Source organism: uncultured Halopseudomonas sp. (genome assembly GCF_963977355.1).
GTDB lineage: Bacteria > Pseudomonadota > Gammaproteobacteria > Pseudomonadales > Pseudomonadaceae > Halopseudomonas.
Genome location: NZ_CAXBOV010000005.1, coordinates 148,671 through 160,632 on the forward strand (window position 1 = coordinate 148,671; position 11,962 = coordinate 160,632).

At 58.1% G+C, this 11,962-nt stretch carries 10 protein-coding genes and 1 tRNA gene; 4 read left to right on the plus strand and 7 right to left on the minus strand.

Annotated elements, in window-relative coordinates:
• Positions 1-54: 54 nt before the first annotated feature.
• From AAC076_RS04020 to AAC076_RS04030, 3 genes are all read left to right on the plus strand, one after another.
• Complete coding sequence (locus AAC076_RS04020; protein WP_339843110.1) at positions 55-3,540, plus strand: PAS domain-containing hybrid sensor histidine kinase/response regulator; 3,486 nt, start codon at positions 55-57, stop codon at positions 3,538-3,540.
• Positions 3,541-3,622: 82 nt separating this feature from the next.
• Positions 3,623-4,345, plus strand: coding sequence for an AzlC family ABC transporter permease (locus AAC076_RS04025; protein ID WP_339843111.1), 723 nt, complete (start codon positions 3,623-3,625; stop codon positions 4,343-4,345).
• Positions 4,342-4,668, plus strand: coding sequence for an AzlD domain-containing protein (locus tag AAC076_RS04030; protein ID WP_339843112.1), 327 nt, complete (start codon positions 4,342-4,344; stop codon positions 4,666-4,668). The genes AAC076_RS04025 and AAC076_RS04030 overlap by 4 nt, the downstream gene beginning before the upstream one ends.
• Here AAC076_RS04030 and AAC076_RS04035 read toward each other — a convergent pair whose 3' ends face one another.
• The 3 genes from AAC076_RS04035 to AAC076_RS04045 form a co-directional block, all read right to left on the minus strand.
• The gene (locus tag AAC076_RS04035) at positions 4,669-5,895 is read right to left on the minus strand and encodes an MFS transporter (RefSeq protein WP_339843113.1); all 1,227 of its coding nucleotides are present in this window, start codon (positions 5,893-5,895) and stop codon (positions 4,669-4,671) included.
• 92 nt (positions 5,896-5,987) lie between these two features.
• Positions 5,988-7,061, minus strand: coding sequence for a metal-dependent hydrolase (locus AAC076_RS04040; RefSeq protein WP_339843114.1), 1,074 nt, complete (start codon positions 7,059-7,061; stop codon positions 5,988-5,990).
• Between the two features lie 95 nt (positions 7,062-7,156).
• Positions 7,157-7,846, minus strand: coding sequence for a crotonase/enoyl-CoA hydratase family protein (locus AAC076_RS04045; protein ID WP_339843115.1), 690 nt, complete (start codon positions 7,844-7,846; stop codon positions 7,157-7,159).
• Between the two features lie 197 nt (positions 7,847-8,043).
• Here AAC076_RS04045 and AAC076_RS04050 point away from each other — a divergent pair.
• Positions 8,044-8,134: transfer RNA gene (locus tag AAC076_RS04050), tRNA-Ser, on the plus strand.
• Positions 8,135-9,043: 909 nt separating this feature from the next.
• On the opposite strand, the gene AAC076_RS04055 is transcribed toward AAC076_RS04050, so the two are convergent.
• The 4 genes from AAC076_RS04055 to AAC076_RS04070 form a co-directional block, all read right to left on the minus strand.
• The gene (locus AAC076_RS04055) at positions 9,044-9,262 is read right to left on the minus strand and encodes a hypothetical protein (protein ID WP_339843116.1); all 219 of its coding nucleotides are present in this window, start codon (positions 9,260-9,262) and stop codon (positions 9,044-9,046) included.
• A gap of 245 nt (positions 9,263-9,507) precedes the next feature.
• Positions 9,508-9,882, minus strand: a complete 375-nt coding sequence (locus AAC076_RS04060; protein ID WP_339843117.1) for a hypothetical protein — start codon at positions 9,880-9,882, stop codon at positions 9,508-9,510.
• Between the two features lie 3 nt (positions 9,883-9,885).
• Complete coding sequence (locus tag AAC076_RS04065) at positions 9,886-11,532, minus strand: DUF3987 domain-containing protein (protein WP_339843118.1); 1,647 nt, start codon at positions 11,530-11,532, stop codon at positions 9,886-9,888.
• On the minus strand, positions 11,529-11,962 hold a 434-nt coding region (locus AAC076_RS04070; RefSeq protein WP_339843119.1), incomplete at its 5' end, for a toprim domain-containing protein. The genes AAC076_RS04070 and AAC076_RS04065, both read right to left, overlap by 4 nt.

The following is an 11,962-nucleotide window of genomic DNA, read 5'->3' on the forward strand; positions in this document are numbered from 1 at the left end:
GGGCAAAGCCAGGGCCGGCTGACAGACTGGTCACCTTGTTCAAGGTGTCGTTACGTGATGCTTTCAGGTTTGCTGGTCGCCTCAATCTTTCTGCTATACATGGCGTTGCTGTTCGCTATCGCGTTCTGGGGCGACAGGCAGACCAGTGAGTTCAATCCGCGTTTGCGGGTATGGGTTTACAGTCTGTCTCTGGCTGTCTGGTGCACCAGTTGGACGTTCTTTGGTGCCGTGGGTATGGCCTCGGACCAGTTGTGGAATTTTCTTCCCATCTATATAGGTCCGGTCGTTCTCTTTCTGTGTGGTTGGCGCCTGTATGCTCGAATGATCGCGATCAGCAAACAGGAAAACATCACCTCCATTGCCGATTTCATCTCCTCGCGCTACGGAAAATCCCGTGGACTCGCGGTAGCGGTCAGCATTCTGTGTCTGGTCAGCGTGCTGCCTTACATTGCCTTGCAGCTCAAGGGCATTGTTCTGGGTTACAACCTGCTCAGTGGTTCGTCCCTGACAGGCACTGCGACCCTTGCCGGTACCAGCGGCGCAGAAGACACAGCACTTATCATCACCTTCGTACTGGCCCTCTTCACCGTTCTGTTTGGAACACGCAGCCTCGACGCTACCGAGCACCACCGGGGCATGATGCTGGCTATCGCCTTTGAGTCACTGGTCAAGCTCTTTGCTTTTCTGGCGGTGGGCATTTTTGTCACCTTCAGCCTGTTCGGTGGAGTGGGAGACTTGCTGCAGAGGGCCGGTTCCAGCCCGGAGCTTCAGGCTTACTGGCAGCGCGATACCCTGTTTACCAATCTTCTGTTCCAGTCGTTCATTGCGATCCTGGCGTTTCTCTGTCTGCCCCGCCAATTTCAGGTAGCCGTGGTCGAGAATATCGAACCCGGTGATCTGCGTCTGGCGCGTTGGGTGTTTCCGGCCTATCTGATTCTTGCCGGTCTGTTTGTTCTGCCCATCAGTCTCGCTGGGCAGATGACTCTGGGGCCAACAGTATCGGCAGACTCCTATGTGATCAGCCTGCCGCTATTGCAGGGTAGCCCGATCCTGGCTTTGCTGGCATTTATTGGCGGCGCATCGGCTGCGACCGGTATGGTGATCGTTGCGGCCAGTGCCCTTAGCACCATGGTGTCGAACGATGTTGTTCTGCCCTTGCTGCTGCGCAAGAGGAACCGGCCTGAGCGGACCTATGAGGAGTTTCGAGGCCTGCTTCTCAACGTCAGACGTACCAGCATCCTGGTCATTCTGTTGCTGGCTTATGTGGTTTATCGATTGATTGGCTCAGCAGGTACGTTGGCGAGCATTGGACAGATTGCCTTTGCCGCCATAGCCCAACTCGCCCCGGCCATGTTTGGTGCTCTGTTCTGGAAACAAGCCAATCGTGCTGGTGTTTTTGCCGGTCTGGCAGTGGGCAGTAGTCTGTGGCTGTACACTCTGATCTTGCCGTTGCTGGGTTGGCAATTGGAGGGCTGGCCCCTGTTGGCCAGCCTTTACAGTGATTCGCTTGATCTTCCGATTGATAGTCTGACCCTGGCAAGTCTGATTGCATTGGCTGGCAATGTGGTGTTTTTCATTCTGGTATCGGGGTTCAGTAGAACCCGGGTTGTTGAACACTGGCAGGCGAGCCGTTTTGTTAGCCCGGATTCCTCGCCCTGGCAGGAGGGCCCCAGTCGCGCGCTACTGCGTGTGACCGTAGATGACCTGCTGCTGCTGGCGGCGCGATTTGTCGGTCAGGAGCGCGCGCAACGGAGCTTCGAGCGTTTTGCCCTGAGCCAAGGACCATCGCTGTCCGGTTCACAGATTGCCGGCAATGCCTGGATTGCCCACAGCGAACGCCTGCTGGCTGGGGTTCTGGGGGCTTCCTCTGCCAGGGCCGTAGTCAAGACAGCGATTGAAGGCCGCGACATGCAATTCGATGACGTGGTACGCATTGTCGACGAGGCAACCGAGGTATTGCAGTTCAATCGGGGACTGCTGCAAGGCGCGATCGAGAACATCAGTCAGGGGATCAGTGTGGTTGACCGCGAACTTCGGCTCGTGGCCTGGAATCGGCGCTATGTGGACATGTTCGAATATCCCGAGGGATTGATTGCGATAGATACGCCCATTGCCGATCTCATCCTGTATAACGCCAGCCGAGGCTTATGTGGTCCAGGCGATCCACGTGACCATGTGACCAAACGCATTAATTGGATGCGCAAGGGCAATGCCCATCGGTCCGAACGGCTGTTCCCCAATGGACAGGTTATCGAAATCATCGGCAATCCAATGCCTGGTGGTGGCTTTGTCATGAGCTTTACCGATATCACGGAGTTTCGCAGGGCCGAGCAGGCGCTCAAGGAATACAACGAACGTCTGGAACAGCGTGTTGCCGAGCGCACCAGCGAGCTGTCGAAGCTCAATCAGGCGCTCACCCTCGCCAAGGCCCAGACCGAACGCGCCAGCCAGTCGCAGAGCCGGTTTCTCACCGCAGTGAGCCACGACCTGATGCAACCGATGAATGCGGCAAGATTGTTCTCAGCGTCACTGTCCCATCAGGTGGGCTTGCCTTCCGAGGCGCAAGAGCTGGTGCATCATCTGGATTCTTCCCTGCGTTCGGCTGAAGATCTCATTTCGGATTTGCTGGATATTTCACGGCTTGAAGCCGGTCGGATCACCCCAGAATGGAATGATTTTGCCCTGGGCGAGCTCTTTGAACCCCTGCGTATCGAGTTTGGCGCCCTGGCGGTGGAGCGGGGCGTCGATCTGCGCGTGCACGACAGCCACCTGCGCGTGCGCAGCGACATGCGACTCTTGCGTCGGGTGCTGCAGAACTTTCTGACCAACGCGTTTCGTTATGCGGGTCGCGCAAAGGTGGTTATGGGCACGCGTCGACAGGGTAATCAGGTAAGAATCGAGGTGTGGGATCGCGGGCCAGGCATTCCCGTGGACAAGCTACGCGTCATCTTCGAAGAGTTTCAGAGGCTGGACAGTCATAATACCCAGGCTGAAAAAGGACTCGGACTGGGGCTGGCGATTGCCGACGGGATATGTCGGGTTCTCGGGCATGAACTGGCCGTGCGCTCCTGGCCGGGCAGTGGCAGTGTTTTCAGTGTGGCCTTGCCACTGGCCACAGCCAGTCTGTCCCATGCGGCACCGTCCGTCCTGCAGCCAAGTCCGACAGTCAGCGGAGCGCGGGTGCTTTGTGTGGATAACGAAGAAAATATCCTCACCGGCATGTACAGCCTGCTAAGCCGCTGGCAATGCCAAGTTGCCGTGGCTCGGGATCGTTCTGAGGTCGAGCAGCTACTGGCCTCCGGATTTCGCCCGCAGCTGATTCTGGTGGATTATCATCTGGATGCCGGGGACACCGGTACCGCCCTGGTTCAGTGGTTGCGCGAGCGGTTGGCCGAAGAGCTGCCCGGCGTGGTAATCAGCGCCGATGGCCGCAGTGAGCTGGTGGCGCAGATCCGTGCTGCCGGGCTGGACTTTTTACCCAAGCCGATCAAGCCGGCCGCACTGAGGGCGCTGATCAGCCGTTATGTGCATCTGCACTGAGACCTGTTCGCGCCTAACTGTATCTTGTGTGCCTTGACGACAGGGCGTAGTTTTGCCCCCCTGATGGATAAGGGGCGATAGCATGTCACCGCGTTGCAAGTCTGCGTTAATGGGAGCCAGGGACACGATCCCGATGTTGGTCGGCGCTTTGCCGTTCGGCATTATTTTCGGCACGCTGGCCGTTTCTTCCGGACTGTCTGCCACCGCAACACTGGCCATGTCCGCCCTGGTTTTTGCCGGCTCGGCCCAGTTCATCGCGATCGGTCTGATTGCATCTGGTACCGGTCTGCTGGTCATTCTGCTCACCACCTTGATCGTCAACCTGCGGCATCTACTCTACAGCGCAAGCCTCCTGCCATACGTTCGGCTTCTGTCGCAGCGCTGGCGTGTACCTCTGGCGTTCTGGTTGACCGATGAAAGCTATGCAGTAGCGCACAGGCATTACCTTGACCCGAACGAACCCCTGAAAGACAAGCACTGGTATTTTCTCGGTTCATGCCTTGCCATGTACAGCAACTGGTTTCTTTGCACCCTGGTAGGTGTTCTGCTTGGTCGCTCGCTACCGGGAATGGCTGAATGGGGTTTGGACTTCGCGATGGTCGCCACCTTTATCGGCATTGTTGTCCCGTTATTGCGAACCCGGCCGATGCTGGTTGCCGCCCTGGCTGCCGCAGCCGTAGCAGTAGCGGCCCACGGCTTGCCCTACAAGCTCGGATTGATGCTGGCGTCACTGGTTGGAGTCACCGCGGGCATATTGGCCGAGCGATTGTCCGGCCATCTGGCGGGGCAGGGAGGTAACCTATGACTCCCCAGGAGATCGCCCTGATAGCCGGTATGGCCCTGATTACTTTTGCTATCCGCTACACACTTTTTGCCGTCGGGCACCGCGTGAGGTTCACCCCTTGGGTGGCCCAGGGTTTGAATTACGTGCCAGTGGCTGTACTCACCGCAATAATCGCACCCGCCATGCTCAAGCCTGATGGTGGTCAGCTGGATCTGGGTATGGATAACGCCTATCTCGTAGGCGGTATCGTGGCGATCGTCCTCGCCGCGCGGTGGCGCAATTTGCTGGTGACCATTATTGGCGCACTGCTCTGCTTCTTTGCCTGGCGCTGGTGGCTTGGGTGATCACCAGAAGGTTGCACGTCCGCTGCGCACTGCGGAAATCATCAACGCCAGTGCAGCGAATGAAATAAGTGTGGTGAAGCCCAGTACGGTCGTGCCAAAACCGATTACATCGCTGGTAAAGCCCACCCCGAGTACCACCGACGCCATCGTCAGATACGCCATCAGATAGAACGCGGAGATGATGCCGCCGCGCTCTGCTGGTGGCGCTACCTGGCTGATCGAGGCAATTGCCACGACCCCGGTAGCTCCGGCGCCGGTAGCCGTCGCCAGCGTCGCCAGTGCGAAAAGTGAGGGTGAGCTGAGTAGCACTGAGGCTGCCATCACAACCAGGCCACTAATGAGCATGATGGGACCGGCAATCAACAATCGGTTGAGGGGTTGGCGTTGGCAGGCAAATTGACTTATCCCCGCCATCAACTGCCAGGCTGCCGCAAACAAGCCAGCAACGGCGCGATCACTGATGCCGGTCAGGTTCATTGCCAGCGATGGACCCAGGGAGGCGTACAGGCTTCCGGTTGACCAGGCCAGACATATGGCGGCGGCTGCGAATATGAACGCACCAAGAAGTTCGCGCGGGACCTTGATAGTGGTCGGTCGCCAGTTGCGTAGTCTGAAGTTGTGCTGGCGCTGGCCCAGATGAGTAGGCCAGGGCGCGGTCAGTAGCAGAATGATTGAGCCCAGAGTAAGCGCAATAACCACCAGAAAAGGCCAGAATGCTGCACCTGCACCGAAGTACAGCGCAATTGAGCTGACCGTGGGGCCCGCAAAGGCGCCCAGGGTAAAAAACAGCGCCGACAGGGTGGCCGCACGGGTCCAGTTCTCATCCGGCTCCAGTTCTACCAGGGCGGCGGAAGCAGCCCCGGTAACCAGGCCAGTACCGATGCCGGTCAGCAAACGGGCCAGGCCCAGTCCGTATATATCCGTGGCCAGGAGGAATGCGGTCGCGCCAGCAAGGATAAATACAAGGCCGGGCACCATCATCTGGCGGCGGCCGAGTTTGTCCGATAGCGATCCCAGGGTAAGCAGTGTGGCTACCACACCCAATACATAGATGGAAAAAACGGCAGTCAGCGCTGTCGAAGAAAACCCCCATTGATCCTTCCAATAGGAGTAGAGGGGAGTGGGCAGATTGCTGGCAAAGATAGTAGTGAAGATCGCCAGCAGGGCAGCAATCATTGCCAGGCCCCGACGATTCTCGCCGCCGGTTGCGCTCAGTTCAGCTGTCATGCTCTGTGTCCGTTGCGATAATACTCGCATTATCGCAGAGAGCGGCTGGTGTTGCGCTGTTGCTTGGCATCATCAGCGGTTATGGACGGGCTTTATCTTACCTGGCCCGGTGCCGCTGGCATTTCGCCCAGGTTGCTTGCCAGGGCTTCCAGGGGAAAGCGGTACTCACCGTCCACTGCGCGCCTGAACAGATCCCCTAGCTGGCCCAGGTCCGCACTTGGTGCGGGCCACAGCTCGGAGTCACGGATCAATGAACTGGTTTGCCCATCATCGGAAACGTTGGCAAGGGCAAAGCGGAAGGGATGATAGCCGGTCATGCCCAGCCGCAGATCGGTAACCACCCACTGACCTTGAATGAGGTCGTAGCGCAGCATGTCACGGGTAAACCAGCGCAGTCTTTGATGCTGCACTGAGCCCTCCAGGGCCTGCGATGCCTCGCTGTAATTTCGCGGTAATTTGATCAGTTCCGGCAGGCTGCTATCAAACCATCCGGTCAGCCCCTCGTAATATTGGTCTCCGTCTACAGCTACCACGCGCCAGAGTAGCGTGTTGAAAGGAGTGGGCGAGCTGAAACGATGCTCAGTCTCAATGCCTGCGACAGCGAGGGCACGGTCGAGCCGGTGTTCCGCCATATATTTGCCTGCCAGGGTACTGAGCAGATACAGGCTGCTTAGCATCAGTGCAGCATGTTGCCAGCGAATTGCGGCGCGATTCAGACCGCTGATCAGGCCCACAATGACCGCCAATAAAAGCGGCAAGGTGAAAATCGGGTCGATAATGAAAATACTCGAGATCGCGACCGGCGCGGTGGTCATTGGCCAGAAAAGCTGCGTGCCGTAGGTAGTGAACGCGTCGAGCAGAACGTGGGTGACAAGAATCAGCCAGACGCACAGCCATAATCGAACTGCGGTGTAATCAGGGTGAGGTCGGAAGCGTCTTGCCAGAAAGGCGAGCAGCAGACTCAGAGCGGTAAGAACGAACAGCGAATGGCTGAAGCCGCGGTGGTAGGTCATGTCTGCGACAGCATCGCCGAAGTCCAGCACTACATCCATGTCTGGCAGTGTACCGAGCACCGCGCCAGCAATCAGGGCCTTGCGTCCGTGCCAGCGTCCCAGCATGGCGCCTCCTACAGAGGCGCCCAGCACAGCTTGAGTAAGCGAATCCATTTAGTCGTCGTTCCCCGAACAAATAGGCGTCAGGATAATTCAGCCTGGGGGGCTTTGTCTGGGCAAATCGATTCGAGTCGTAACCTGATCCTGGCTTAAAGGGCGTGCTGTTTGTCTATAGTGATTGAGCGATCCAGCAGCTCAAGCAGCTCTTTGCGGGTTTTCAGCTTGGTATTGCGATGGGCTGTCATGTTCAGCTTGGTCAACTGCGAGGCCATTTCCATTGCCTTGCTTTCCAGCTCCTCGGCGGGTACTACCTTGTCCAGGAAGCCCGCGGTTACCGCATCTGCCGGATCGAACATTTCGGCGTTGATCACCGAGCGGTTGAACGCACTGTTGGTCAAACGCGCCCGCGCCAGCTCGATACCCACATGGTGCATGGTCATGCCGATGGCAACTTCATTCAGACCGATCTTGAACGGCCCCTCGATGCCAATACGGTAGTCGGCAGACAGCAGAATGAAAGCGCCCTTCGCTACAGCGTGACCGGTACAGGCAACAACTACCGGAAAAGGATGCGACAGCATGCGGCGCGCCAGAGTGGAGCCCGATGCAACCAGATCGCGCGCAGCGTCAGGGCCCGATGTCATCACCTTGAGGTCGTATCCACCGGAAAGAATACCGGGTTGTCCTGTGATGACCACAACGGCCTTGTCCTGTTCAGCCTGGTCCAGTGCCTTGTTGAAAGCTTCAACGACTGCTGGAGATACGGCATTGACCTTACCGTTGCTCAACGTAAGTCGCGCGATGCCATCGGAGAATTGGTAGGAAACGAGCTCGTTCATGAAAGATTCCCTTTTGTGTGGAGACGACCGGACATGGTCGTTTATGGTTTGCAGTGTACCAATATAAAGCTGACCGGCCAGTTCCGGAGCAATACTCCAGCATCAGGCTGCCATGGGGGAAAAAGGGTTTGCTAAACAGGGGCGCTTTCGGTAAATTAGCGCGCCTTGGAACCGGCCATGCCGGCTCCAGGATTTGCGGAGAGGTGGCCGAGTGGCTGAAGGCGCACGCCTGGAAAGTGTGTATACGTTAATAGCGTATCGAGGGTTCGAATCCCTCTCTCTCCGCCATATATTTACATAAGGCCCTGATTATTCAGGGCTTTTTTGTTTGTGTCGTCAGCAGTAGACACTTTGGTAGACACTCTGTCCTCTTGCTTGCTCTGCCCCCCCTCACCTTGTCTCGTTATTTGATGCGCTCCATATCTCTAATCGCTTTGGGGGAGTCAATTGGTATCAGTTCCGCTGATCCGCACGCGGGGCAGGCGCGGTACTTGTTGCTAAGGCGCCAGACACTGTAAATAAGCCCTGGCAGTAGAAAGGTAAGCCACAGCACTAATTCCACCAGCGTCGAACCTCTGGCCTTTTGTTTGCCGTCGCTTCGGGTGCCACAGGCTACACAATACAGTGAACCTTTAGCCCGCTCTGCCTTGCTGGCTTTTACAGCCTGACTGGCGTTCTGCAAGCGTTTGGCTATCTGGCTGGGGGGTTTGGGTTGAGCTTTAGGCGCGGGTGATGCTGCTTGAGCATTAAGGCGGGCAATTACCTTGTCATAGTAAGCGCCGCAGGCGGGGCACTGCCGATCAGGCCCGAAAGCCTCCGCAGTGTCTTCATGATTGCATTTTGGACATTCCATTGTGGCGCTCTCCTTGGTGGGTCCATTAAGAGACTAGCTCATTTAGGTTTGAAGACGTCGCCTTGATGTGTTTGCAAAACTTGAATTTTGTGGAAACGAAAGTGTAGCTCCCCCCGACGTTCGGGCTCCGCGTGCGCTGAAGTTTTGACCCACCCCCTCCAGTGCTGCTGTCTCGTGCGGCCTTTGCTCCGGGTTATAACGACACAACAACCAACTGCTGGCGCTGGCTCACATGTAGCGAAGCACCGGGGTTCGAATTACCCGCAAGGGGCAGGGCGCCAGGGAAGAACCTAAAGCCCCCACCCCCTGCCGGGTATGCTGGACTAGGGCGTATTGGCTCCTGCTTACTGGTCTGGCTCGTACCGTTCCAGCACCTTGCCGAGCCGCTTGGCGAAACTGTCGAGCGTGCTGGCTCGCTGTGGGTCTGCCTCTTGATCGCGTTGACGGCATAGGTCAGAGAGGATGCCGAGCAGAAGAGTCTGCCCGTAAGCGTCCAGGTGCCGGCCTTGGTCGTCTCGGTGGGTGCCGGTGTCGCTGGTGTTGATGTCGATAACTTCTCCCATGATGTGGCTCCTTGGGTAACGGTGATGTAACGCTGCAAGCTGTCTTCTATGCGTCCGCATTGCGTCCGCATCCGAGGCGGACATTCCCCAGGCTTGGGTATCGTCCGCCGTTCCTTCACCCTCCCTATTGAGAAACGCAGGAACCGGCCACATAGCCCGCTGTGTATGGCTTTGCTGGATCGCGCAGAAATGCAGGAAGGGCCGCTTTGACTCCAGATCTCGCCCATCAGACGCTGATTCAGTTTTCACTGTATGAACTCCATTGGCGTGACGGTGTATTGCTGGCGCAGATCCGCACCAGTCACGCAGTAGCGGCTTGTGGGGGCGTGGCAGGCTCGGCAGCCCATCAGGTGGTTGATGTATTGTTCTCGCGCCTTGTGCCATTCAGGCGAAGTGGTGGCGGCTGTCAGCGTGTGCCTGGCCGGCTCATGGCTCCGCGGTTGGTCCTCTGGTGCTGCGGCTTCATTGGCGGCGTCCAGCTCTGCCAACAGTTCGGCCTTGTGGGTCATTATGTGCTGGCGTAGGTCCGGGGTGATCCGTTCCACCGGGGTGACGCGCAGCTTGTCGGCTACGGTCACGACAGTCAGGCCGGCGCGGCGCAGGTACTCCAGGGCAGCCATGATTCAAAACTCCTCATAGTCAGGAATAGTCTCTGCGGACGCGGGGGCGTGCGGATTCTGCGGATTCTGCGGAAGCCCTTTATTTACGCGGGTTTCAGGTTGCGGAAGATTTGCGGAAGGTTGCGGATTTGTCGCGGAGTCTTGGTCCGTCAGCACCTTTTCCGCAGTTCTCCGCAGATCGTCCGCAAATGCAAAGCCTTGTAATCGCTGGCTCTCCGCAGTTTCCGCAAGCGGGTTAACCCTGAACTGCTCGCCGTTGGTGGTCAGCAGGTGCCTATGCTCCACCAGTACGGCCAATACAGCGTCCCGCTTCTTCGCGGATCTGATCGCGGGCGGCCATGACTTGCCGGCCTTGGCCTTGTCGAATATGCGCCAGCTCTCGGCACGCTTCGGGTCACGCATCCAGTCCATTGCATAGGCGGCATTTCTCAGCAGCGGGCTGGCGGTCCCGGCGTCGGTGTAACGGAGCCACTCCGATACTGAGTACCGCGCCAGCAGGCATGCGCGGTACATACAGTCGGCATTGATCCGCTCCAGTCCTTCGAAACAGCCCAGCACGGCAGCCAGGCGTAGTGCCTGCTGTGCTACCCGATTGGCGGAAGGCTTGATTGCTGCGTATTCTCCAAGCGGCCCTAGCTCAGCCTCTATGTCGTTTTTGAAGTCAGCCCATTGGCAGATTGCAGCATCATCCAGAGCTAAAAGCGGCGGGGTAACTTCGTTGGTGTCCGGGTCTATGTATTCGGGGCTGGCGGCTATTTCCTTGCAGCGTGCCCAGTAGCGTTGCAAGCGCGAATCGGCGTAAGCACTTCGGCTAAGTGATTCCACGGTGATGAATCGCGTACCCGCCAGGCTGTTCGGGGCGGAAAACAGGAAGCGCGGTAGAAAGCCCTGACCAATGAACAACGGGTTGGTCAGCGCCTCCGCTACCGCTACGGGTTGCGCCAACAAGTGAATGCTCAAGCGGCGGTTGTAAGCTACCCCAGAGCCCTCAGCATTCCCACGAGACCGGGTGCGCTCGAAGTACCCGTCATCGAATGCCTTGGTTAATCCTCCCAGCGTTGCCGCCACGGTGTCAGCCTTGAGTGACGATCCGCCCAGCATTTGCCCGCCTTCGTCAGTGTCCCAGCTTGCAGCGGCCTTGCCCCGGATGAAGTCACCAGCGAGCGGCTCGAATGTCGCGTCACTGTATTGTGTTCGCGGGTCGTCTGGCAGCGGGTTGGCTTCCATAAATTCCTCCCGCGCCTTGCCCTTGAGTTGCCGCGCCTGGGTCGTGATTTCATTGCATTTCTGGCGGTGCTGGTTACGCAGTTCTCGTTCTGCCTCGTCAATCGTCTTGAATGCCAGGCGGCGGGCGCTGGATTTCCCCTCGCCAGATCCGAACAGTGACAGCATGAAAAGCGAACAGGGGGCGCCAGCCGGATTGCCTTTCGGATGCCATGCGTTTGTGCGAGTTTGTGCCAGGTGGGCAGCAGCACCAATGGCGCATTGTCCTGCGATGGCGAACGGTACTTGCTCGAACTCGGCAATGGCCCGGACAGCTTCACGCATCAACGGCGGTAGAGCGTCCAGCGGGTAGGGTGTCGGCGGCGCAGTGTCAGGCAGCAGCGGCGCCGGGGCGGCGTATTGTGGTTGCGGTATCAGTTCGCTCATCTTTGACCCTCCCGCCATTGGTGCAAATCATTGAAGTCAGACAGGCTCAGGGGTTCGTCACCTTCCCAGGGTGGCAGGATCAGACCACAGCCCAGGGTCGCGGCAGTGGTGATAGCAGCACGCTTGCCGGGGTTGCCTTCGGTCTGGCGGTCGTCGTCTCCGGCAACGATCAGCAGGGCGTCGGGGTAGGTGCTGCGCAGGTACTGGCCGACCGAAAGTAGGTTGCCAGCGTTCATCGCGCAGGCGACGGGGTGGCCGGTTGTCTCCTGAATGGTCGCGCCAGTTGCCCAGCCTTCGCATAGGTACAATGGTTCGCCTGGCCGAATCATCCCAAGCGGGCTATAGCAGCCTTTCACCCGACCACCGGACAGAAACCGCTTGCTACCGTCCGCCTGGATGCGCTGGACGTTCACCAGTTTGAACGTATCCG